This window comes from Bacillus cereus group sp. BfR-BA-01524 (assembly GCF_022662595.1).
Taxonomy (GTDB): Bacteria; Bacillota; Bacilli; order Bacillales; family Bacillaceae_G; genus Bacillus_A; species Bacillus_A thuringiensis_S.
On the sequence record NZ_JAKUDW010000079.1, the window covers coordinates 1 to 24,233 of the forward strand.

Sequence of the window (24,233 nt, forward strand, 5' to 3'; positions counted from 1 at the left end):
CATAAAAGAATTAAGGCAAAATTAAAGGGTATGAGCCCAGTACAATACCGGGCTCATACCCTAGAGGCTGCCTAATGAAACGACCTGTCTAACTTTCGGGGGTCACTTCACTAAGGAAGGATGGCTTTTTTCTACTATATAAATGAGTTGTCGGTAAGTCGATATAAATTGCATTTATTAATAACTACATCATGATCAAACAAGTGCTACTGTGCCTGAACAGAACCAATCTCGTCTTGCTCTTCTGGTTTCACAAGTGCGTAACGTTCCCACGCCCTGCTTTTCCAGCGGAAGAACATAATAATGGCACGCGTCCATTCGTCGATGGCGATCGCTAGCCAAATACCAACGAGCCCCATATCTAAATGAAAGGCGAAAAAGTAACCTAGTGGTAAACTCATTAACACCATAGAGAATGCACCGATTAAAACAGGATATTTTGCATCACCAGCTGCACGAAGCGAATTAATGATGACGATGTTCATCGTACGTCCCGTTTCAAGTAATACACTTAGTAAAAGAACACTTGCGCCTAACCCGATAATGTGCGGATTATCTGTAAACAGTCCCATTAATTGTGTACGGAATGTAATAACGAGAGCGACCATACATAAAGTTACACCAATCGCCCATTTTACACTTTTCCACAAGCGTTCGTATGCTTCATCCTTTTCCCCACCACCAACAAGGCGGCCAATAATAATGGCTGTTCCCATACCAATCGCAATTGCAAATAAATAAGTGAACATGGAAATGTTAGTAGCGTATTGTCTAGCAGCTAATGATTCCGTTCCTAAGTACGTTGCGTAATAAAGGAAGACGATTTGACAAGCTTGATACATCACTTGTTCAAATGCAGATGGAATGCCGATTTTTAAAATTTTCCCAATGTATTCTTTGGATAAAGTGAAGTAATATTGTAATTTCACACGATATTCCATAACGCGGTATAGTAACCAGAAGAAAACAATAAGTGCGATCAATCGACTGATAGCGGAAGAAATTGCAGCCCCTTGTACACCGAGCTCTGGGAAACCAAATTTCCCGAAAATGAGTGCGTAGTTTCCAGCGATATGAATAATATTCATTCCGAGTGAAATAAACATCGCTTGCTTTGTAAAACCGTGTACACGGATAATTGCGGCTAATGAGTTAATGATAGCTTGCAGGAAGATAGCCCCTCCGACGATAGATAAGTAGTTTTGCGCATACGTTAGTACATCGCCTTGTAAGTTCATTGCGAGCATCATATGTTTCGAAAATAAAAGAAAACCAGCGCTTATAACGAGCCCAACTATTAAATTTAATGTGACGGCTAATGCTGATATTTTAGATGCTTCCATAAAGCGTCTGGAACCGAGGTATTGAGATACAACGATAGCAGCGCCGTTCCCGATGACTTCTAATACCAAAATCGCAATATGAAGATATTGATTCGCTGCACCAACCCCAGATACAGCATCGTCTGATAATGCACTTAACATGAACGTATCAGCGATCCCCATCAACATAAAAAGAAAAACTTCTAGAAAAATAGGCCATGTTAATAAGAATAAACTTAATTTCTCTGTCGGCCCATTTTTTGCCTGAATTGCTGTCATGTCCGTCCCCTCTTTACCGATATCTATTTTTAGCAAAATGTATCGTAACATACTTTCTTATCCTTTGCACTCATTTTAGCCTACATATTTTTAATATGAAGGGACTGCTACTTTATGTTAAAAAGGGTGGGATAATTATACATAAAGTATTATGAAATATAAAATTTGTTTTTCTCTGATAATTTAGAAAAATATAAAAATAATTATTTCCGGCACTTTAGTAAGGGGAATCAGCAATATAAAACGTTTACAAAGATATATTTTTTAACAGAAAACTTTAATGAAATAGAAATATAAATATACAAAAAATATATTTGTGTGTATAATATGAATTATTAGAACATATATATATTTCTTTCTGTTTGAAAATGAAAGGGCTAACATTTTTTTGGAGGGTGGAAGTATGAAAAAAAAGATACCAGTTTTTGTAGCATCAACAGTAGCGATGAGCATGATGTTAGGGGCATGTAGCTATCAAAAAGATGAACCGCAAGCAAACGCAAAAGGGGATAGCGGGAAAAGCGGTGCGAAGCAAGTTATTAACTTAATTGAAACACAAGAAATTCCAACGATGGACACAGCATTATCAGCTGACGCAGTTTCTTCAAGAGTAATGAACAATACGATGGAAGGCTTATACAGTTTAGGAAAAGATGATAAGCTAGTTCCAGGTGTAGCGAAGGAATTTAAAAAGTCAGAAGACGGTAAAAAGTATACGTTTAAGTTACGTGAAGACGCGAAATGGTCAAACGGTGAGCCTGTGACAGCGAAAGATTTCGTATACGCATGGCAAAGAGCGATTAATCCAGATACAGCTGCGAAATCAGCTTATATTATGTACGATATAAAAAATGCAGAGAAAATTAATAAAAAAGAGATGAGTCCTGATCAACTAGGTGTAAAAGCAATTGATGATTACACATTAGAAGTTGAATTAGACAATTCCATTCCATATCTTGTAGATTTAATGGTATATCCAATCTTCTATCCTGTGAATGAGAAGTTTGTTAAAGAGCAAGGTGCAAAGTTTGGTTTAGAAGCAAATACAACACTTTATAACGGACCATTTACATTAAGCGATTGGCAGCATGAACGTAGCTTTAAAATGACAAAGAACTCATCATATTGGGACAATAAAGAAGTGAAGATTGAAGAAGTAAACTTTAATATTGTAAAAGATACATCTACGCCAATTAACTTATATGAAACAAATGCAATTGATCGAGCGTCGTTATTAGCGGAGTTTATCGATAAATATAAAGGAAAACCAGATTTCCAAACAGTAGAAGATACATCTGTATTCTTCCTACGTTTAAATCAAAAAGATCCAGCTTTAGCAAATAAAAATATTCGTAAAGCAATTTCACTTGCTTTTGATCGTAAGCCGTTCGTTGATACATTATTAAACAACGGTTCTAAGGCCGCGACAGGATTAATTCCTGATAACTTCATTAAAGGACCAGATAAAAAAGATTTCCGTGCTGTAAATGGGGATATTGTAAAACCAAACGTGAAAGAAGCGAAGAAATATTGGGAAGCTGGTAAAAAAGAACTTGGTAAAAATGAAATCGAATTAGAATTATTAAATGAAGATGTAGAGTTATCAAAGAAAACTGGTGAATATTTAAAAGGTGAATTAGAAAAGAATTTACCAGGTTTAACAGTGAAAATTAAACAACAACCATTCGCGCAAAAACTAAAATTAGAAGATGCGGGCGATTATGTCATGTCATTCTCTGGATGGAGTGCGGACTTCCCAGATCCGATTACATATCTTGATATGTTTGTAACAGATGGGTCACAAAATAAGATGAAGTACTCTAATCCGAAATACGATGAAATCATTATGAAGGCGAAAAAAGATGGAAGCGATGTAAATGCTCGTTGGAAGAACTTATTAGAAGCAGAAAAAATGTTACTTGATGACGCTGCGATTGTTCCAGTATATCAACGTGGTAGAGCATACTTACAAAGAGAAACAATTAAAGATATGTACAACCATAAATATGGCGGAGATTTAAGCTTTAAGTGGGCATCCGTAGGAAAATAAAAAAAAGCAGGCTAACCACCTGCTTTTTTTTAATACGTTCGTTTCTTATAAATGCCTTTTCCGCCAACTTGATTCCAGCCGGATTGTACATCCAAACTTTTGTTAACAAACTTCATTTTTTCTTTTCCACCAAAGAGCTTTTCGCCGATGCTATTTGTAATAACACCAATCAATGCAGTTATTCCGATGATGAGGGCAGCAACCGTAATAAAATCAATAAAAAAAGCAATCATTTGCAAACTCCCCCTTTGCCTGTCTGTATGTTTATTGTATGAGATAAAAAATGAAAAAGAAAGAAATGTCAGAAAAATTTTTAGTTTACTTTAGAAATCGTGTAGACAAGAGGGAGAATGTTTGTTAAGGTTAGAACAAACGTTCCTTTTTATTCTCATTTACATAGTCTTACATTTCTTAATTGAATTATCAAGAAAAAGTAAGAAAACGTTCTCTTTTTCATAGGGAAGATTATAGATAAATAACTATATATTATATGAAAAATCTATGGGAAGTGAGTATTAAAGGGATTGAAAGTTATTGTTAAAGTACAGCTGAAGTGAGCGTAATCATGTTACATAGCAGTGGAATACACGGAAGAGTTTTCTCAACTAGCAGGAAATTTACTGTATATTTCTTGCAAAATCTATTGTATAATGATTATAGAAGTTACTTATTAAAAGTAATTGTTGTTTATTATAAGTTGTTGCTTACATGAAATGCGAGTTTTGTACTTTTCAATAAGACAAGTTATCGCGAAAAATTGCTGAAATTAGAAATTAAAACTGTATTTAGTACAGAATTTGTACTCTTTAAGGAGAGTGAGCTTTGTATGGTAACATTATATAGTTCTCCAAGCTGTACGTCTTGTAGAAAGGCGAAATTATGGCTAGAGGAAAATCATATTCCTTATACAGAACGTAATATTTTCTCAGATCCATTAACGATTGAGGAAATTAAAGAGATTTTACGTATGACAGAAAGCGGAACGGATGAGATTATTTCTACTCGTTCGAAAGTTTTCCAAGAATTGAATGTAAACTTAGAATCTTTACCACTTCAAGATTTATATAAGATGATTCGTGATTATCCAGGGATTTTACGTCGTCCAATTATGATTGACGAGAAACGCCTTCAAGTTGGTTACAACGAAGACGAAATTCGCCGTTTCTTACCACGTACAGTAAGAACGTTCCAATTACGTGAAGCACAACGTCTTGTAAATTAATTATAATAATATGAAAACCTTCTACCTATTATATAGTAGAAGGTTTTTTTTAATGTTTCACATTGCGTAATCGAACTTGTTGTACGATAAAGCCGATGCATAAAATAGTGAAAATGAACAAATAAGGAATGCTTGCAGTGAAACTTGGGTTGTTATGAAAAAAGGTTGCAAGTCTGTCTTCATGTGTAACCATTTTCCCTGCAGTATAGGCAAGAATCGCTGCACCGCAATAAATGAGGAATGGAAATCGTTCCATAAGTATTAAAATAAGTTTACTGCCCCAAATAATAATAGGGATAGAAATGAGTAAGCCGATTATGACGAGTAAAAATCTCCCGTGAGCTGCACCTGCAATGGCAATAACATTATCAAACCCCATAACGAGATCCGCGAAAACAATTGTCCGCACAGCTTGGAATAAAGTTGTTTTTCCTTGAATAGCAGAAAGGTCGTTGTTATCATCAGTTAATAAATTGACCGCAATTAATGTAAGTAAAACCCCGCCAATCAATTGTAGAAATGGAATGTCGAGTAAATAGACAGCTAGTATAGTAAGGACAATTCTTAGTACGATTGCTAAAAGAGTACCAATCAAAATAGCTTTATTTCGTTTTGATTCAGGTAAATTTCGGCTGGCTAGTGCGATGACGATTGCATTGTCACCACCTAATACAACATCGATACCGACAATCATTAGTACGGATGTTAAAAACTCTAAGTCCATTCGTCTGCCTCCATTTATGATGTTTTAATAAGCGAACTATATGTATGTGATGAAGAAAGTTGTTGTTAAATAATCTCTTCCAATAGAAGTTTCACTTTATTACAGTGTACGGGGGAATGTGGAAATGTATGTCCAAATTTTTTGTGAATAAGAAATCGCTATAATAATATATTTATGTAGAGGATCGAGTAAGGTAGGCATATAACTATTTTTGTAAAATAAATCGATTTTATTTCCCTTCTGGAGAATCTTATCATAAAATGAGAGTACAAGAATCTATTGATTTGTCATATGAGTGGGGAATCCCTTCATAACAATTCTAAGCAGGAAGGGAGAGTTGTATTTTGGATATTGAAAGAATTAATGATCATACGATGAAATTTTTTATTACGTACATTGATATAGAGGACAGAGGATTTAATCGTGAAGAAATTTGGTATGATCGCGAACGAAGTGAAGAGCTCTTTTGGGAGATGATGGACGAAGCTCGTGATCATGACGATTTCTTTATTGATGGGCCGTTATGGATTCAAGTGCAAGCAGTCGATAAAGGGATTGAAGTACTTGTCACGAAAGCAGAGCTTTCAAAGGATGGACAAAAGCTGGAACTACCGATAGGGGTAGACAAAATTATAGATATTCCTCTAGATGAAGGCATCGAATCATTATTTCAACAAGAATTAGTCGAAGAGGTAGAAGAACAAACAGGAACAAACTTTAATGAAGATGGTACGTTTGGCTTTTTAATTAAATTTAATGATTTTGAAGATGTCATTTCATTAAGTCATCGTCTTATCTTTGAAGATATAAAAGATGAGCTGCATTCATTTGAGGACCGCTATTATGTATATGTGGAATTCGATGAAGTGCTACATGATGAAGAAGAAATCGATCGTATTTTAAGTATTATTTTAGAATATGGAGAAGAATCAACTTTAACAATTCATCGTGTAAGTGAGTATGGGAAACAAATTGTGAAAGAGCATGCGCTTGAAACGATTCGCAATAATTTTCCTGCTAAAACGTAGGCCGATTTCTGTAGTATGAAATCGGCTTTTTATATGAAGAATAGGAAAGCTTTCTTAGTTAGGAGGTAAGAGATGAAAAATACGTTAAAGCTGATCTTCTTTGTCCTGCTATTGTTCGCATTATTTGTTTCGTTACGTATGTTTATTGATGTAGCATTTTATTCAGATGTGATTGGGATAAAAGATGTTTCGATTTTAGGTATTATTAGTATTTTGTTTACAGTATCTGCATTTTTGATTGGTTGTGTTATTTTCTTAGAAAATCGGCATCCATCTAAAACACTTACATGGTTAATTGTGTTAGGTATTTTTCCGGTATTTGGCTTCTTTGCTTATTTATTATTTGGACAAAATTTTCGGAGAAAAAGAATGTTTCAAAAGAAGGCATTACTCGATGAACAGGCATTTTTACAATATAAAGGGCATGAAGATCATGAAGAACGAATTTTGCGCAATCACAAACATCAGGAGCTATTATTTCGTTTAGCAGATCGATTAGGTGCTTTAAATATTTCATTTCAAACTGAAACGAGAACATTAACAAATGGAGATGAAACGTTTCGGGCTATTTTAGATGGGCTAAAACGAGCGAAACATCACATTCATATGGAATATTACATTGTGCGTGATGATAAATTAGGAACAGAAATTAAAGATATTTTAATACAAAAATCAAAAGAGGGCGTTGTTGTTCGCTTTTTATATGATGCGGTTGGAAGTTTTAAGTTATCGAAATCGTATATTGATGAATTAAACGATGCAGGTGTAGAAATGATTCCGTTCTTTCCTGTGCGCTTTCCGATTTTAAACGATAAGATTAATTATCGAAATCATAGGAAAATTGTTGTGATTGATGGGAACGAAGGGTTTGTAGGCGGATTAAATATCGGTGATGAGTATTTAGGGAAAAATAAATATTTTGGCTTCTGGCGAGACACGCATTTGTATTTACGTGGTGAAGCGGTTCAAAGTTTACAGCTTATTTTCCTTCAAGATTGGTTTTATATGACTGGAGAGGCTGTGCTAGCCCCTGAATATTTACAAGCAAAAGCAGTTGAGGGTGATCATTGGGGAGGAGTGCAGTTAGTCGCAGGTGGCCCTGATAATAAGTGGGAAACGATTAAGCATTTATATTTCGCAATGATCGCTTCTGCTCGGAAATCTATTTGGATTGCAACGCCGTATTTTATTCCGGATGATGATATTTTATCCGCATTAAAGGTTGCTGCACTTGCTGGTATTGATGTTCGTTTATTAATGCCGAGTAAACCTGATAAGCGTACTGTCTTTTACGCATCGAGATCGTACTTCCCAGAGCTTTTAGACGCAGGAGTAAAGATATATGAATACGAAAAAGGTTTTCTTCATAGTAAAATTGTCATCGTTGATTCTGATTTAGCTTCAATTGGGACAGCTAATATGGATATGAGAAGTTTTCATTTGAATTTTGAAGTAAATGCCTTTTTATATGATACAGATAGCATTAAAAGACTTGTTCAAGACTTTAAAGATGACTTAGAAGAATCAAGTGAAATTCATGTTGATCATTTTCATAAAAGACGTCTTCATAGACGAATTGTTGAATCAACGTATCGGTTATTATCACCTTTATTATAAAAAGAGATGTCCGAAATTGGGACATCTCTTTTTTAAAAGGAATTTGTAACAAATTGTAGAATATAAGGAGCTGAAAGGGTGTGATTACGATATTTATCGCTAAAAGAGAAACCGGAGAAAAAATTCATTTACTCTATAATTGTAATGAAGAGCTTTTGCGCCGTATGCGCCAACAGGAACGATTCTTTTGTGTAGCTTGTGGAAAGGAAGTGCAAATGAAATTAGGAAAACAAAAAAGTTGGCATTTTGCTCATAAAAAAGTGGATTCATGTCTGGCCTTTTATGAAGCGGAATCAACGTATCATATGCGCGGTAAAGAATTGTTATATAGATGGTTCAAACATCAAAACTTTCAGGTGGATATAGAGTACTACCTTCCAGAAATTAAGCAACGACCAGATGTTTTTGTAGAGAGGGCGGGCAGAAAAATTGCAATTGAATACCAATGCGCAAACCTCGCTATAGAGCAGCTGTATAAAAGAACATATTCGTATTGGCAAGCTGGTATACAGGTCATTTGGATCGCTGGTGGAAATCAATTGAAAAAGCAATCTGCATATTGGATGAAATTCTCCTCACTTATGGCTTTCTCCTTACAATCTTATCCTCAACCATTTCTTATTTTCTTCTGTTCGAAAGAAAAATCATTTATGAAATGTGCATTTGTCACTCCATTTTCTACAAACATCTTTTTCGCGCATACTGTATATTTACCAACCGATAAAACTACTTTTGAAATGCTTTTTTCTCCGGTTCCTTTCGAGAAAGAGATACTAAGGGAAGAGTGGAAGAAGAGAAAGAAATACTTTCGCCAAAATGCCCTGCCGATTTGGAATTATAATTATAAGTCATTATTACGCCTCTTATATCAATTTAAATGTACCCCAGCGAGCTTTCCTTCTGAAATTGGTGTTCCACTTCCTTCTGGATTTGCTTTTCAAACCAATCCATTTATATGGCAAGCTTTTCTATATATGAAGTGTATAGGGGAGCTTGCAGTAGGAGAGTGTATTTCTCTTCAATACGTGTGTAGTTATGTAAAAAGGTATACGAAAAGGCGGATACTTCCGTACTTTTCACAGCAAACATGGAAAGTGGCAGTTAATGAATATATGACATTTTTATGCTATATAGGTGTATTGCATAAAGTGGGAACTTATACGTACCGAAAAATAAGGGGTGTAGTGATGTTAAAAACAGAGGAGGAAATTATGAAACATGATGAGATTTGCTTAATACATGCGCTATCTTTATTTGAGGCAAATTTTAACATGAGAGGAGGAAAAGGGGATATAATAAAGAATGATTGTGAAGGAATTACATAAGAAAAAAACGAATTGTACTTAAGTAGAGATATTTAAAGGAGGGCTTAAAGGATGTCTGAACAAAACAAAGCGAAAGCATTACCAGATCGCAACGAGATTGAAGAAGCAAGTACGTGGCGATTAGAAGATATTTTCCAAACGGATGCAGAATGGGAAAAAGAATTCCAGGCTATTAAAGGGCTATTACCGAAGTTAACTGAATTTAAAGGGAAACTTGGTGACTCTGCGGACAATTTACTTGAGGCATTGCAATATGAAGATGAAATTTCAATGCGATTAGGTAAGCTATATACATATGCTCATATGCGTTACGATCAAGATACAACAAACTCTGTATATCAAGCATTAAATGATCGCGCAACAAATTTATATTCACAAGTATCTAGTAGCACAGCGTATATTGTGCCTGAAATTTTATCGATTTCAGCAGATACACTGCAAACATTCTTGAAGGAAAATAGAGATTTAAGTGTATATGAACATGCATTAGAAGAAATTACACGTCAACGCCCGCACGTATTATCAGAAGCTGAGGAAGCTTTATTAGCGGAAGCATCTGAAGTAATGAGTTCGTCAAGCAATACATTCGGTATGTTGAATAACGCGGATTTAAAATTCCCATCTATTAAAGGTGAAGACGGAGAAGAAATAGAAATTACACATGGTCGTTACATTCAGTTTTTAGAAAGTGATGATCCTCGTGTTCGCGAAGATGCATTTAAAGCTGTATATGAAACGTATGGAAAATTTAAAAATACATTCGCAAGTACGTTAAGCGGAGCAGTAAAACGTAATAATTTCAATGCGCGTGTTCGTAAATATGATTCTGCTCGCCAAGCTGCACTGAGCAATAATAATATTCCGGAAGCAGTATACGATCAACTCGTTGAAACGGTAAATGATAACTTACATTTATTACACCGTTACATCGATATTCGTAAGCGTGCATTAGGACTTGATGAGCTTCATATGTATGATTTATACACACCACTTGTACCAGAAGTGAAAATGAATGTGAAATACGAAGAAGCGCAAGACCTTTTATTAAAATCTTTAAACGTACTTGGTGATGAATATGTTGATATTTTGAAAGAGGCATATGAAAATCGCTGGGTAGATGTGTATGAGAATAAAGGAAAACGAAGCGGGGCATATTCATCTGGTGCATATGGAACAAATCCGTATATTTTAATGAACTGGCATGATAATGTAAATAATTTATTTACACTTGCTCATGAGTTTGGTCATTCGGTGCATAGTTACTATACAAGAAAAACACAACCGCACGTATATGGTGATTATTCCATCTTCGTAGCAGAAGTGGCATCAACTTGTAATGAAGCGCTTCTAAATGATTATTTACTAAAAACGACAGAAGATAAGAAAGAGCGTCTATATTTATTAAATCATTATTTAGAAGGATTCCGTGGTACTGTATTCCGTCAAACGATGTTTGCAGAGTTTGAACATATTATTCATAAGAAAGTACAAGAAGGACATGCAGTTACGCCAGATATGCTAACGGAAACCTACTACGATTTAAATAAGAAATATTTCGGTGAGGCTTTAGTAATCGACGAAGAGATTGGTTTAGAATGGTCTCGTATTCCGCACTTCTACTACAACTATTACGTATATCAATACGCAACAGGATTTAGTGCAGCGACAGCTCTATCTAAACAGATTTTAGAAGAAGGACAACCAGCAGTAGAACGTTATATTAACGAGTTCTTAAAAGCAGGAAGCTCTGATTATCCAATTGAAGTGCTGAAAAAAGCAGGAGTAGATATGGCATCTCCTGAACCAGTAAAAGAGGCATTACAAGTATTTGAAGAGAAATTAAATGAGTTAGAAGCATTATTATTTGAAGAAAAGTAATGAAAAAAGACGAGGGATTGTACCCTCGTCTTTTTTGTTGAATAGATTCAATGTCGATATTTGTCGAAAAAACAAGGTGGATTTCTTTGTTTTTTTAACTGAAAGGATAGTTTTACGGCTGATTTTTGAAATTAAAACCCTTTGAATCGTTTTTTATGATTGAAATAAGAGAGAGTGATCACGATGATTCCGAATAAAAGAGGTAAGGCAATAATTTTAGGAAAAGCTTGTAGCAGAGATAGGATGTACAAGAAAAAAGAAACGATGACAGCTAGAAAGAGAAGAGCAATATAAGATTTTTTCATAAATAACCCCCCTAAATGACCTTTTTTATAGCTTATTCAAAAATGAAAACGTTTAGAATGTGACAAAAGTGTGAAATTCGACAAAAGGGGTTGTCATCTGGCGTCGAATCTTGTAATATAATAAGCGTGAACGAATTCACATACAAACATATACCCCTTTGTTTGAACGTGAAAATTTCTCCCATCCCCTTTAATATTTTTATAAGCCGTAAAGAAAAAGACCTGGTGTTTACACCAGGTCTTTTTCTTTTGCTATCCATTTCCAATAACGTTCGCATTTTACTTCAATCATTTGTACTTTTCGTTTCAGTTGTAATTTTTTAAGTTCGCGCTCAATTTCTTGTTGCGAACAGTCATAAATAAATGCTACTTCTTTTGAAGATATAAATTGTGTTGCTTCTAGTAACACTTCTAAAGGTGGTAATGGTTCTGGCTCAATTTCACATTTTACAAGTTCTTTTAATAATTGTACGTATACATCGTAGGAATAATTTCCAGCGATTTTAATACCTTCTTCATCTGAATTCGCATGAAAAAAGACGAGGGAGGGTATTTCTGTAATATGCATCTCATTCGTGAATTTCAAGTCACATTGGAAAGCTTTTTTTGCACTAGCAGAATGTAGATCTTTTTTAAATTCTTCTACATCAATATTGCTATCTTTCGCACATGCAAGTAATAGTTCGCAGTCAGGGTTTGATACATTTTCAAGGAAAATGTATTCTTGGAGTTTTCGCAAAAACTTCGAACCTGCTTTTCGGCCCTGTAACTCCGCTGCCTTAATTGCCATCGAAACTAAATATGGTGTTGACGATGCTTCTTGCATATGTACCTTTCCATCACATGAAAAACCTTGTAAACTTGTCGTCTTTTCCCACACAAATCGAATATTAGCAGGTTTATTCCATTTGTGTGAGGAAGCGTTCGTTCCATCCACTTTTCCTGTTACGATATGACGAATAGAGAAGTATTTCCCGTATTCAAGCCATAGTTTAATAATAAAAGGCTCAATTTCCCAGCAATCTTTACAAAGTGGATCAATAAATAAATATGCTTCTACAGACTTATGCTCGCATGCGGAAGGAGATGGCATATTTATATGCTTTGCTTCCTGCTTATCCATTACACTTCACCTGTTTCGTTTGGAGTATTAACCATATGCTGAGCGGTTAATGCTAAACGTTCAAAAACAAACTCTCTTATATGACCATGCACTCCAGTATCGTCCATTGCTTGCTCCATACATGATAGCCAAGCCTCTGCTCGTTTTGGAGTAATCTCAAACGGAAGATGGCGTGCTCTTAACATAGGATGACCATGTTCTTCAGTGTACAAATTAGGACCACCTAAATATTGTGTTAAAAATTGCTTCTGCTTCCTAGCGGTTTCTGTTAAATCTTCCGGGAAGATGGGAGATAAGTCAGGGTGTTTACTGACATAGGAATAAAATGTATCTACTAATATTGCAATGCATTGTTCACCGCCAATTGCTTCAAATGGTGTCATCGGTTGCTTGCTCATCCTTTATAAACTCCTTTTTCCATGAAATGTATATCTATTGTAGCAATGGAATGTTCGAGAGGGCAAATAAACAGCCTTCTCAAACATTCTTTGCTTATTCTACGGATGTAAATTTTTTTAGTGAGGTATATCCACTAGCGAAACATATTCACTAGTGGAATTTTCACTTTAGCGTGCTTTGTTTTGTTTGGCAAGGAAAAAGCGTTTTACTTTGTTATTTGTATGACGAACAGGTATGTTATGTTGCGTTAATAAATGAATAAATGCAGCTTTTCCTGTTTCTTCATCTTGCACTTCAAATTCAATTTCATAATCATCGTGATTGTAATAGAAACTATGATCAAAGACAAGCGTTCCACCTTTAAATAATGTTTCGGCTCTTTCTGTTGTTAAACTACCCATATATGTTAAAGCAGAAACAGGAATTTGTAATTTGTGTAGTTGATCTACTACTGCTCCTTGAATGATTGTGTTTGTTTCCATCATCATTTTTGCTTCGTCTTCTGTTACGACTTGATGCGTTTCTAATAAGCCGATTTCTGCAGGTTGTTTCAACGTTAACGTATAAGTTTCTCCTTTATGACGAATACGAAGTGCAGAGCCAGCTTCTTTTAAAGAGAAGTCAGGTGTTTCAAAGTAGTGATTCACTTGTTTCGTAAATGCTTCAATAGAAAACGATTTACATAATGTATCGAATTCTTCTTTTGTAACGATATTTTTGAATTCAATTTCAATTTCTTGTGTCATTGTATGATCTCCTTTTGAAAAATAATTCTTTACACATTATCGCTTTTTCATAAATTTGGTTCAATGTTTTATTTGTTTGCGTCCATGTTATGATACAATAATACTGTTAAGTAAGACAGGAAGTTGAGATGGAGGAGTTAGAGCATGCAAAATAAAATCCAAGTTAAGAGCGTAGAAAAGAGAGAGAATGCTCTTATTTTTTGTGCGGAAAATAGTGAAATAGAGGTAAAGGAGTTAAGTGCGCGTAATCACGTACTTGTAGACTCAGACAATTTATCATTTTTATATATCTTAGAAAACGAATCATCTTTCATTTATGTAAGTATTCCGCACACATGCTGGGAAGCAATGCATGAAGCGATGAATAATGATGTGGTCATGTTCGTCCGCGTGAATGACATTGAAATGGAATTAGAAGGATTAAAAGAAGAAGTAGAATATTTAGTTGAAAATATTGAAGGTAATGCAAATTACGGAGAAGAACTAGTAACTGCTGTAGAAAAAGTATTTCTATAAGCAAATGGATTGATTTTGGTGGTGGTTGAAATGAATCGAAATTGGGAAGAATTTTTAGCACCTTACCACCAAGCGGTGGCAGAGCTGAAAGTGAAACTAAAAGGAATGCGTACTCAATTTGCAATGTTAACAGAGCATTCTCCAATTGAGTTTGTAACAGGAAGGGTAAAGTCGGTTGCAAGTATTATTGATAAAGCGGAGAAGAGAAATGTACCGCTAGACCGATTGAGAGAAGATATGCAGGATATTGCTGGGCTTAGAATGATGTGTCAATTTGTTGATGAGATTAAGCCTGTTGTAGAATATCTTCGAAAACGAAATGACTTTGAAATCGTGGAAGAACGTGATTATGTCACGCAAAAGAAAGATAGCGGTTATCGTTCTTATCATGTTGTCATTAGTTATCCTGTTCAAACGATTCAGGGTGAACAAAAAGTATTGGTAGAAATCCAAATACGCACGCTAGCAATGAACTTTTGGGCAACAATTGAGCATTCTTTAAATTATAAATATAGTGGACGTTTTCCTGAAGATATTAAAATACGCTTGCAACGTGCAGCTGAAGCGGCGTTTTTATTAGATGAAGAAATGTCTTCTATTCGTCTTGAAATTCAAGAAGCGCAAAAGGCTTTTTCAAGAAAGCAAGAAACGAAAGATTCCGAATCATAAACTAAAGGGTGTTGGGCGATGAAATTTACAATTATGTCAAAGGGAGATCAATCATCAGATACACTGGCAAGCACGATGAAAGAGTACTTGCTAGATTTTGGATTTATAATGGATGAAAAGGAACCCGATATTGTAATTTCTGTTGGGGGAGATGGAACGCTTTTGTATGCGTTTCATCGTTATTATAATCGATTGGATGAAACAGCATTTGTTGGTGTACATACAGGACATTTAGGTTTTTATGCAGATTGGTTACCGACAGAAGTAGAGAAATTAGTAATTGCGATTGCAAAAACACCATTCCAAGTGGTGGAATATCCGCTTTTAGAAGTTATTATTCGCTATGTGAATGGAAGTAAAGAGTCACAGTATTTAGCGATGAATGAGGCGACTGTAAAAAGTGCAGAAGGTACATTAGTAACAGAAGTAGAAATACGCGGAGAATATTTTGAAACATTCCGCGGGGACGGCCTTTGTATTTCTACTCCTTCAGGAAGTACTGCGTATAATAAAGCGCTTGGCGGAGCAATTATTCACCCATCTATTGAAGCGATTCAAATTGCAGAAATGGCGTCCATTAACAATCGTGTGTTTCGTACTGTAGGATCGCCACTCGTATTGCCGAAGCATCATACATGTGTGTTAAAGCCGGCTGCAGGAATGAACTTACAAATTACAGTGGATCATTTAACGATGGTTCATCAAGATGTGAAATCAATCCAGTATCGCGTCGCAAACGAGAAAGTACGATTTGTTCGTTTCCGCCCGTTCCCGTTCTGGAAACGAGTTCGTGACTCGTTTGTTGCAGATAAATAGAAAGGGTTATATATTTGAACAGATTTACATTGAAATGGGATATAGGGCTGGCTGAAGAGGGAACTTTAGTTAGGGAATTTTTGAAAACGAAAGGTATTTCTAAAGCCGCTTTAACGGATATAAAGTTTCACGGCGGGGCAATTGAAGTAAATAGTCAACATGCGAGTGTTCGTCATCAGTTGCGCGCTGGTGAAGAATTACGTGTCTTTTTTCCAGTGGAGGAAAGAAGTGAAGGGATGATGGCAGAAGATATCCCTTTATGCATTGTATATGAAGATGATGCGGTTCTTATCATTAATAAAGAGGCGAACATGTCAACGATTCCGTCTAGAGAACATCCGACAGGGAGTGTTGCCAATGCGATTTTATCTCATTATGATAAGCAGCATCTGGCAAGTACAGTGCACATTGTAACACGGTTAGATCGTGATACTTCAGGGCTTATGCTTATTGCAAAAAATCGTTTCGTGCATCATCTTTTATCTAAGCAGCATCAACAAAAAGCTGTGAAACGAACTTATGAAGCAATTGTTCATGGTGAGATGGTAGAACGAGAAGGAATGATTGATGCACCAATTGGTCGGAAATCTGATAGCATTATTGAGCGAACGGTTTGTGAGGATGGACAAAGGGCAATTACTCATTTTAAAGTAATTGATAGTACATATGATAAGACACATGTAGCGCTGGAGCTTGAGACAGGAAGAACGCATCAAATTCGTGTGCATATGGCTCATATAGGACATCCATTACTCGGTGATAACTTATATGGAGGAAGAAGGGATGAAATGAAACGGCAAGCACTTCATAGTAAATCTTTGACGTTTTATCATCCTATTTTAGAGAAAGAAATGTCTTTCACTATAAAGATTCCAAGCGATATGCAAGAGTTACTTAGGAATGCTTAAAAAGGGAACAAAATTCTTATATTATAAAGAATTTTGTTCCCTTTTTTCTTAGCGGAATAATATTAAAATTTGGTTTTCACCCGTACGCTTTATAACGAAAAATCCACTTTCGGCTTTTGTAGCAATGCCATTGTCATTTGGACGACAATATCCATGCGTTTCGCAAGTGCCGTCATCACGTACTAACATTTGCCCAATTAATCCGACAGGAAGCCACTCGGCGCGATCTTTTCTGGCTACATATTTGCAAGCTGGATCCCATTCTGTATTTAAAAGAGGTTGTATTTCTTCTGTTTCCGTCCATACATATTGGCGTTTTCCAAAGTTATCTGTTTTATAACGTTTTTGCCAACTTAAAGCCCCGCTATTTCCTATAAGTGCAGGGGTTGCACTAGATATTCCTAAAATGAATGAATCGTGTGAAGTAGCTATCCGAATTTTTTCTTCGCTACTAAATGTAACGAAATAACCGATATCAATAGGTTTATGGTCTTCTGTTTCAAACATTTGTGCAAAATCCGTTCCGCTTGCATTGTAAGACGCGCCCTCAATGTACATTTCTCCATTATGGGCAAGCCATTTAGCACCGATATTATGGTCGGTGTCGTTTACACCATTTGCAATAAACCAAGAATAAGCTTCTTCTGCAGTGCCGAAGCGCCCCATAATATGGCTACCTGCAAAATGAGCTGTTGATGTATGATGACCTTCCGCATGAGAAGAGGATCCGTTAGCGATAGTTGCGGTTCCTTCTGCGTGTGCTGCTTCGCCTAAAGCAATCGTCTGTTTACCCTCCGCATGAGAATAAGCACCGCCTGCTGTCGTTTCACTTCCCTCACTATGCGAACTATGTCCAGTTGCTTTTGAGTTTGATCCTTCTGCATGAGAGAAAGAACCTTTTGCGTGTGTTAATAAGCCTTCCGCATGTGCTGCCATGCCCTCCGCATGAGAGTGAAGCCCTTCCGCATATGCATATCGGCCGCCCCTTTTAACTTTTGTATTTTCAGGTGTAGGTGTCTCAATTATGAGTGGTTTTTCAGTTTGTATATCATTCGATGAAGCTAATGCTTCTTTTATTTTTTTTACTTTGTTTATAATAGCAGCTGGAATTTCTGGTTCCACTTTTTTATTTATTGCTGCAGAAATATTTTCTTCCGCCTTTTCTTCTGTTTGGTTAGAATGTAGTACCTGTTCATCTTGATTTGAGAGCTGTTTATTTTTTTGTTGCATCTTTATTTTTTTACGATCGATTATGCGGCTCATCACAGCATTTTCTAAAGAGACATATGTTGGTTTTACTTTACTTTTTTTTGATGACTCTTGTTCTTCCAGCTCTTCTATCGCTGCCGCCCGAATACTACACCAGTTGTTAATTCCGTACATGGGCAGATATAAAGGGGGAAATTTTCTTTTTTGTTTAGAAGATTTTTTCTTCATTCTGTCACCTCCTGCGACATTATATGTAGGGTAATTAAAAAAAGATGCACTTTATTGCATCTTTTTTTAATTACTTTACCTAGTTTTATATGAAATTTTCCTAAATAATACAGTAATCTCTCGCTAAGTAAGGTAGTTATGAAATTGGACGGAATTTCTCAGCGACAAAAGGTAAAGAAGAAGGGACAGAGAAAGTCTCCATTTCAGGATAACGTAATCCGGTTAATTTGCCGCCAAATACAGCACCAGTATCAATATTGACTGTCTGATTGACGAATCGAGGTTCTTTTACTGGTGTATGTCCATATACAATCCAAGCTTGCCCCTTGTATTCTTGCGCCCAATCGCGACGGACAGGTGAGCCATCAGCATGCTTTTCTCCTGTAATATCGCCATATAATACAAAGGTTTGTACTTTTTTATCTCGTCTTCCTATGTAATCTTGCTGAATCCCAGCGTGACATACGATTACTCTTTTTTTATCTAGTATGTGGTAGAGCGGTGATTGCTCATAAAGAGTGATAAACTTTTCTTTTATAATGTTTTGCTTATGAGAAGGAAGTGCCTCATATTCAGCAACAGTTGTTTCAAGTCCGTGAGCGATTGTTACATTACGCCCAAGGAAAAATCGATATAGTTTATTACAGTGATTTCCAGGAGCGTAATAAGCTTCTTTTTTATGTATGACAAGTTCCCATACAACTTCAATCATACGTAATGAATGAGGACCACGGTCTGTAATATCACCAACGAATGCAAGTTTACGTTGTTCAGGGTGAATCGGTAGACCGCTACTCCAGTTATATCCTAGCTTCTCTGTTAAATTTTGAAACTCTTGGAAGCATCCATGAATATCTCCTATAATGTCATATTTCATATTTAAACCTCCATCGTATTTTTCATTAGTATATCTAAAAAAAGATAGAGATAAAAATATAGCGTTTTTCTGTTGTTCATTTAAACATAAAGATTTTCGTTCTTGAGCGAACATTTAAAATGAATCCAATCGCAATCATGTATGTAAGCAGTGAACTTCCTCCGTAGCTCATAAGAGGTAATGTTATCCCTGTAATGGGAAGTAATCCGATTGTCATCCCGATATTTTGGAATACTTGGAAAGTAAACATTCCGATTGTACCAGCGCAAATGTAACTACCGAAAGGGTCATTACTTTCTAAAGCGATATGAATCATTCGAAAAATGAGTAAGAAAAAAAGTGAAATAATGACACTTGCGCCTAGAAATCCAAATTGTTCAGCGACGTTAGTGAAAATAAAATCTGTATGTGGTTCCGGAAAATATACTTGTCCATTTTCCCACCCTTTTCCTTGCATTTCTCCGGATCCAGTCGCTAAGAATGCTTGTCTTAATTGATAGCCTTGCGCATCATATTTGTAAGGTGCTAACCATCCGTAGAAGCGATTTAATTGATATTCTTTTAAAATGTGTGCTTTAAAGAAATCTGTGTGAGTAAAAAAAATATATATTAATGTAGATCCAGCCACGAAAGTACCTGAAACTAATCCGAAAATAAAACGCCATCGTATGCCAGAAACTAGTATCATTGCTGCAAGCATCGCTGAAATGACCATTGTGTTTCCTAAATCTGGTTCTTTTGCAATAAGTAGTAGTGGTGGCAAGCTTGTCGCAAATATTTTTCCAAGTAATAAAAAATCGTCACGCATTGTTCGAGAAAAATATTTCTCATTATGATTTGCTATAATTCGTCCAATGACAATAATTAAAAACAATTTCATAATTTCAGAGGGCTGAAAATTTCCGATGCCTGGGAGCCTGTACCAAGCGGTAGCGCCTTTAATTGTAACGGCACCTGGTACTTGAAGTTCTAGTCCAATAAGTAGTACCATTGCAAAGCTATACAAATACCAAGCAATTTTTTGATAACGATCGAAATCAATAATCATAATAACACCAATGGCTATAAATCCAATGCAGTACCATTGGATTTGCTTTAGTACAAAATTGACGTTTTGTAAAAATGGTGGTAAAGAGGCTTGCGCACTTGCAATAGCACAACAACTAACAATCCCAATGGCAAATAAAATAAATAGTAATACGTAGTCTATTTGGTATTGAGGATTTGTATCTTTCAATGTGCGTAATCCTTTCTATCGCCTAGTAAATATGTTGATGAAGTCATTCTAAAATTAATATATAAGTAGGCTGTCCATACATTTATTCCACTATTTATGGAAAGTCATACATAATAGGGAGGAATAGCTCCTCCCTTATGCAAAGTTATTTTGCATTTAGCTCTTTTATAATTATATTTAAACAGCGGGAAAGACGTAGATGTGCATCTGGAATGAGATTGGGGTGTTGTTTATAAAATTCAAATGCACCTATACACCATTCGTAGGCTTTTAATAGGCTATCTCTATAATCATTGGAATTTTGTAAGAACCCATACTTTTTTGAGGTTAAAACGAGATGTGAAAAATCTTCAGATCCTTCAAGTAATTTATGGTGTACTTGCTGTCCAGCATGAAAGCGAAATGAACTTAAAGGCTCAGTGATATAAAACGCATCACCTTTTGAAAGTAAACTTATCCAAGAGGCCATATCTACACTGCAAGAATAATTCCTTTCCATTAATGTACCAAAAGGTTCTGTTAATAGTCGCTTTCGAAAGAGTACAGTCGTAGGCTCACCGATAATATTCTGCCCAGATAAAAGCATACGGTTCCCAAAATCTAGCCCACTTAGCAGAGTGTTTTCGCTATACAATCTATTTACAGCGGGGTGATTTTCAATTAAATCTCCATTATCATCAATCCAAGTACGATATGATGTAATAAGTGTGAGTTTTTGATTTACGTCTTGTTGGAAATAGAACATCATTTTTTCAATTTTATTAGTGTGGAATACGTCATCGTCCATTAAGAAATTTATGTATTCTCCACTAGATTTTTCTAAGAGCATGAGGTCATTAAGAAATTGTCCTAGGTTAGCACTATTTCGAATATATGTTATATGGGAATGGTTTGATAAGTATTTTTCATGCATTAATTTTTCTGTTTCATCATTCGTACTATCGTCTCCTACAATAATTTCGATGTTTGGATAATTTTGAGCAAGTGCACTTTCGAGAGCGATTTTGAAATAATGAGGTCGATTATAAGTGGGAATAAGAATGGAAACGAGAGGTAGATTCTTTTCGCTCGTCATAGGTAACTTCCTTTCAGACTCTTTTTTTTGTAAGAACAATATCTTGATAACTTGTATATTCTTGTCTGCCGCACCATAAACCGTAATGTGGTTTATTCATTACTTTTAAGCCGTATTTATTTAATAGAGTACAAATATCTGTTTCAGGATAAGCAACTGCGAAATTGGGGATATCTTTATTTACAACGTAGCAATTTTCAATTTGATGATAAAATCCTAACGTACTTTGTCCTGCATTTAAATAATAGGACGATTCAGGATTTATTAGAAAGAATGTAATGAAACATCTACCGTCTTTTTTTAATACACGTACAATTTCAGATACGTAATGTTCTAATTCTTTTGGGAGAAGATGCGTAAATACAGAAGTTAAAAAGATAAAATCGAATGTCCCGTCTTCATAGGGAAAACGATATTGAGAGGCATCTTCTTTTCCCTCTGGGTTATAGAATTGATTGTATATGTCAACATGTTCAAAATGAAAATTATTACGCATAGTTGAAATGTTATTTTGACACCAAGTAATCCCATCTTTAAACAAATCAAATCCATAATACGCTCCATTATCATTTAAGTAATTCATTAATGGTACAGCCATTCGGCCGACGCCACAGCCTACATCTAATACTTTTTCATTTGATTTTAAATCTCCAATTTGAATAAAATGCTTTAGGAACTCTTTTCCAACCTTTTTGAAGTCGCCACCTACATATTGGACGAGTTCAGGAGGGGGGAGTAAAGTCCTTTCTTTGTTAAGTTCGCTCATGAATATACCCCTTTCTTGTGTGAGAATATGCAGTAAACAGTATTTGTTTTATCCAGTTATTTGCAGTAACTCTATTAATAAAATTTTCAATTTGTAGTGAGAGAACACAGGAAAACAATTGTTATATGTAAGGAGATTCCGAAAAAGAATACTTAATTGGATTAGAAGTGAGAGAAGGATGAGTAGAAATGGAATCTCCTATAGATTAAATCTTCTTTTATTCTTTTCTCCAATAAACGCCAAATACATCAATTTTAGTAATAGGGGCTTTTAAATTTCGTTGGTTTCTAAAGTCTGTCACAGCCTCAGCACATGGCGGGAGCCCGTAGTCATCGATAATTATATAGCCACCTTTAGAAACTTTATCATATAAGTTCACGAGACCATCCATGGTGGATTCGTACATATCACCATCAAGCCGTGCAATTGCTATTTTTTCAATTGGTGCTGTTGGTAAAGTATCTTTAAACCAGCCTTTTAAAAATTTCACTTGATCATTTAGTAAATCATATTTTTTGAAATTCTCTTGTACTTGTTCTAAAGAGACACGTAAGTAATCGAATGTGTGTAAATAATCACCGTAATCTTTTGGATATTGTTCTAGATTCGGTGCTGGCAAACCTTCAAATGAATCTGCAACCCACACATTACGATTCGTAATGTCGTTTGCTTGTAAAAAACCATTCATAAAAATGCATGATCCCCCGCGCCATACACCTGTTTCAATAAAATCTCCCTCTATATTTTCACGAACAACAGTTTCCATTGCCTCTTGTAATTGGTTCATACGTTCTCGACCAATCATGCTATGTGCTGCTCTTGGCCAATCCATTCCATCATGACGTTCACTTTTTGAAACATTTGGTTTTACAATTTTTAAGTTATGGTTTTCAGCATATTGCTTAATGAATAAAGGGAGAGGGACTGTAACTGGTTCGAATTCTATTTCTTTCGAAATATGTAGAGATGCGGGTAAGTATGCCTCATATTCCAACCATATTTCAAATAAAATTGTCTTCTTTAGCAATTCGAGATAAAGCTGAACAGCAGATTTACTTTCCATATTTGTGCCTCCTGCGAAATGTCATACAACAATATGATTATGTAGATAACGAATGTTTCATGATTGAATTTGAAATTGAAAAAGCAGTAAAACTGATATCAGTTTTACTGCTAAGTAAAAAATTAAGCAACTTTTTCAATAATAATGGATGCACTCGTACCAAGAGCTAACGATAGCCCGAGCCCTGTAACGATTACTTCAACTAATGATGGAGTTGTCGTAATTTGCGTAATGGCTTGAACAACGATAGGTGCTCCAACTGAAATTAAACTCGTTCCAGTACCTGGTACAGGTACTCCATTCACTTGGATTGTAAGACCTCCTAATAGACTTACTGCTGCAGTGTATACGATAACAGTAATTTTATAGAATCCAGTTTCACTAATTACGAAAGTATCGGCATCTAATTGAGAAATTGCTGTACCAAACTGAGATCCAACAGTATTAAATGGTACTGGATCATTAATTCCTAGATCTAAAGAAATTCCACCGGAGTTAAATGCATACAATCCTGCTGGAAGCCCAAGCCCAGATGGTCCAGTCGGCCCTGTAGGTCCAGTCGGCCCCGTAGGTCCAGTCGGCCCCGTAGGTCCAGTCGGCCCCGTAGGTCCAGTCGGCCCTGTAGGTCCAGTAGCCCCAGTGTCACCAGTCGGCCCTGTAGGTCCAGTAGCCCCAGTGTCACCAGTTGGCCCTGTAGGTCCAGTAGCCCCAGTGTCACCAGTCGGCCCCGTAGGTCCAGTAGCCCCAGTGTCACCAGTCGGCCCCGTAGGTCCAGTAGTCCCAGTAGTCCCAGTCGGTCCCGTAGGTCCAGTCGGCCCCGTAGGTCCAGTCGGTCCCGTAGGTCCAGTCGG

23 protein-coding genes and 1 pseudogene are annotated in these 24,233 nt (G+C 36.0%); 10 read left to right on the plus strand and 14 right to left on the minus strand.

Going from position 1 to position 24,233, the window contains the following annotated elements:
- Positions 1-206: 206 nt before the first annotated feature.
- On the minus strand, positions 207-1,652 hold the full coding sequence (locus MR170_RS22765) for an MATE family efflux transporter (RefSeq protein ID WP_029442137.1): 1,446 nt from the start codon (positions 1,650-1,652) through the stop codon (positions 207-209).
- A 352-nt stretch (positions 1,653-2,004) separates the two neighbouring features.
- On the opposite strand from MR170_RS22765, the gene MR170_RS22770 reads away from it, so the two are divergent.
- Entirely contained in the window at positions 2,005-3,651 is a 1,647-nt protein-coding gene (locus tag MR170_RS22770; RefSeq protein WP_029442138.1) for a peptide ABC transporter substrate-binding protein, read from the plus strand.
- Between the two features lie 29 nt (positions 3,652-3,680).
- Here MR170_RS22770 and MR170_RS22775 read toward each other — a convergent pair whose 3' ends face one another.
- On the minus strand, positions 3,681-3,884 hold the full coding sequence (locus tag MR170_RS22775) for a hypothetical protein (RefSeq protein ID WP_000559971.1): 204 nt from the start codon (positions 3,882-3,884) through the stop codon (positions 3,681-3,683).
- Between the two features lie 593 nt (positions 3,885-4,477).
- On the opposite strand from MR170_RS22775, the gene spx reads away from it, so the two are divergent.
- Positions 4,478-4,873 (plus strand): transcriptional regulator Spx, encoded by a 396-nt coding sequence (spx, locus tag MR170_RS22780; protein ID WP_000258267.1) that lies wholly within the window; start codon positions 4,478-4,480, stop codon positions 4,871-4,873.
- Positions 4,874-4,922: 49 nt separating this feature from the next.
- Here the strand turns inward: spx and MR170_RS22785 are convergent, their stop codons facing one another.
- Positions 4,923-5,597, minus strand: coding sequence for a TerC family protein (locus MR170_RS22785; protein WP_242309428.1), 675 nt, complete (start codon positions 5,595-5,597; stop codon positions 4,923-4,925).
- A gap of 344 nt (positions 5,598-5,941) precedes the next feature.
- Here MR170_RS22785 and mecA point away from each other — a divergent pair, with 344 nt between their 5' ends.
- The 4 genes from mecA to pepF all read left to right on the plus strand — a co-directional run bounded on the left by mecA (position 5,942) and on the right by pepF (position 11,445).
- Positions 5,942-6,625, plus strand: coding sequence for an adaptor protein MecA (gene mecA / locus MR170_RS22790; protein WP_016082467.1), 684 nt, complete (start codon positions 5,942-5,944; stop codon positions 6,623-6,625).
- A gap of 72 nt (positions 6,626-6,697) precedes the next feature.
- A complete protein-coding gene (locus MR170_RS22795) occupies positions 6,698-8,242 on the plus strand; it encodes a cardiolipin synthase (RefSeq protein ID WP_029442140.1) in 1,545 nt (514 codons plus the stop codon).
- 80 nt (positions 8,243-8,322) lie between these two features.
- Positions 8,323-9,567 (plus strand): competence protein CoiA, encoded by a 1,245-nt coding sequence (locus tag MR170_RS22800; RefSeq protein WP_242309430.1) that lies wholly within the window; start codon positions 8,323-8,325, stop codon positions 9,565-9,567.
- Between the two features lie 51 nt (positions 9,568-9,618).
- On the plus strand, positions 9,619-11,445 hold the full coding sequence (gene pepF, locus MR170_RS22805; RefSeq protein ID WP_242309432.1) for an oligoendopeptidase F: 1,827 nt from the start codon (positions 9,619-9,621) through the stop codon (positions 11,443-11,445).
- A 131-nt stretch (positions 11,446-11,576) separates the two neighbouring features.
- Here pepF and MR170_RS22810 read toward each other — a convergent pair whose 3' ends face one another.
- The 4 genes from MR170_RS22810 to MR170_RS22825 form a co-directional block, all read right to left on the minus strand.
- Entirely contained in the window at positions 11,577-11,750 is a 174-nt protein-coding gene (locus tag MR170_RS22810; protein WP_000750354.1) for a hypothetical protein, read from the minus strand.
- Between the two features lie 229 nt (positions 11,751-11,979).
- Positions 11,980-12,873, minus strand: a complete 894-nt coding sequence (locus MR170_RS22815; protein WP_016082463.1) for a ClpXP adapter SpxH family protein — start codon at positions 12,871-12,873, stop codon at positions 11,980-11,982.
- Entirely contained in the window at positions 12,873-13,271 is a 399-nt protein-coding gene (locus MR170_RS22820) for a globin domain-containing protein (protein ID WP_000043386.1), read from the minus strand. The genes MR170_RS22815 and MR170_RS22820 overlap by 1 nt, the downstream gene beginning before the upstream one ends.
- A gap of 168 nt (positions 13,272-13,439) precedes the next feature.
- A complete protein-coding gene (locus tag MR170_RS22825) occupies positions 13,440-14,018 on the minus strand; it encodes a CYTH domain-containing protein (protein ID WP_000191122.1) in 579 nt (192 codons plus the stop codon).
- Between the two features lie 144 nt (positions 14,019-14,162).
- Between MR170_RS22825 and MR170_RS22830 the strand changes: the two genes are divergently transcribed.
- Genes MR170_RS22830 through MR170_RS22845 form a run of 4 tightly spaced genes read left to right on the plus strand, consistent with a single transcriptional unit; the run spans position 14,163 to position 16,927 of the window.
- Positions 14,163-14,534, plus strand: a complete 372-nt coding sequence (locus tag MR170_RS22830) for a UPF0738 family protein (RefSeq protein WP_001180003.1) — start codon at positions 14,163-14,165, stop codon at positions 14,532-14,534.
- Between the two features lie 30 nt (positions 14,535-14,564).
- Positions 14,565-15,203: a GTP diphosphokinase gene (gene yjbM, locus MR170_RS22835; RefSeq protein WP_001081482.1), complete on the plus strand. Its 639-nt coding sequence runs from the start codon at positions 14,565-14,567 to the stop codon at positions 15,201-15,203.
- A gap of 18 nt (positions 15,204-15,221) precedes the next feature.
- A complete protein-coding gene (locus MR170_RS22840; RefSeq protein WP_000673190.1) occupies positions 15,222-16,019 on the plus strand; it encodes an NAD kinase in 798 nt (265 codons plus the stop codon).
- A 14-nt stretch (positions 16,020-16,033) separates the two neighbouring features.
- Positions 16,034-16,927, plus strand: coding sequence for an RluA family pseudouridine synthase (locus MR170_RS22845; RefSeq protein ID WP_242309434.1), 894 nt, complete (start codon positions 16,034-16,036; stop codon positions 16,925-16,927).
- Positions 16,928-16,975: 48 nt separating this feature from the next.
- On the opposite strand, the gene MR170_RS22850 is transcribed toward MR170_RS22845, so the two are convergent.
- The 7 genes and pseudogenes from MR170_RS22850 to bclA form a co-directional block, all read right to left on the minus strand.
- Entirely contained in the window at positions 16,976-18,364 is a 1,389-nt protein-coding gene (locus tag MR170_RS22850; RefSeq protein ID WP_043937655.1) for a peptidase G2 autoproteolytic cleavage domain-containing protein, read from the minus strand.
- A gap of 136 nt (positions 18,365-18,500) precedes the next feature.
- Positions 18,501-19,241, minus strand: a complete 741-nt coding sequence (gene prpE, locus MR170_RS22855; RefSeq protein ID WP_242309436.1) for a bis(5'-nucleosyl)-tetraphosphatase PrpE — start codon at positions 19,239-19,241, stop codon at positions 18,501-18,503.
- 76 nt (positions 19,242-19,317) lie between these two features.
- Positions 19,318-20,478 carry an FtsW/RodA/SpoVE family cell cycle protein gene (locus tag MR170_RS22860; protein ID WP_242309438.1) on the minus strand — a complete coding sequence of 387 codons (1,161 nt, stop codon included), beginning with the start codon at positions 20,476-20,478 and terminating at the stop codon, positions 19,318-19,320.
- Between the two features lie 145 nt (positions 20,479-20,623).
- Positions 20,624-21,553 carry a glycosyltransferase family 2 protein gene (locus MR170_RS22865; RefSeq protein WP_242309440.1) on the minus strand — a complete coding sequence of 310 codons (930 nt, stop codon included), beginning with the start codon at positions 21,551-21,553 and terminating at the stop codon, positions 20,624-20,626.
- A 13-nt stretch (positions 21,554-21,566) separates the two neighbouring features.
- Positions 21,567-22,319, minus strand: coding sequence for a class I SAM-dependent methyltransferase (locus MR170_RS22870; RefSeq protein WP_242309442.1), 753 nt, complete (start codon positions 22,317-22,319; stop codon positions 21,567-21,569).
- A 217-nt stretch (positions 22,320-22,536) separates the two neighbouring features.
- Positions 22,537-23,382, minus strand: a complete 846-nt coding sequence (locus MR170_RS22875) for a TylF/MycF family methyltransferase (protein WP_242309444.1) — start codon at positions 23,380-23,382, stop codon at positions 22,537-22,539.
- A gap of 122 nt (positions 23,383-23,504) precedes the next feature.
- A pseudogene (gene bclA, locus MR170_RS22880) lies at positions 23,505-24,233 on the minus strand (collagen-like exosporium glycoprotein BclA); the annotation flags it as partial.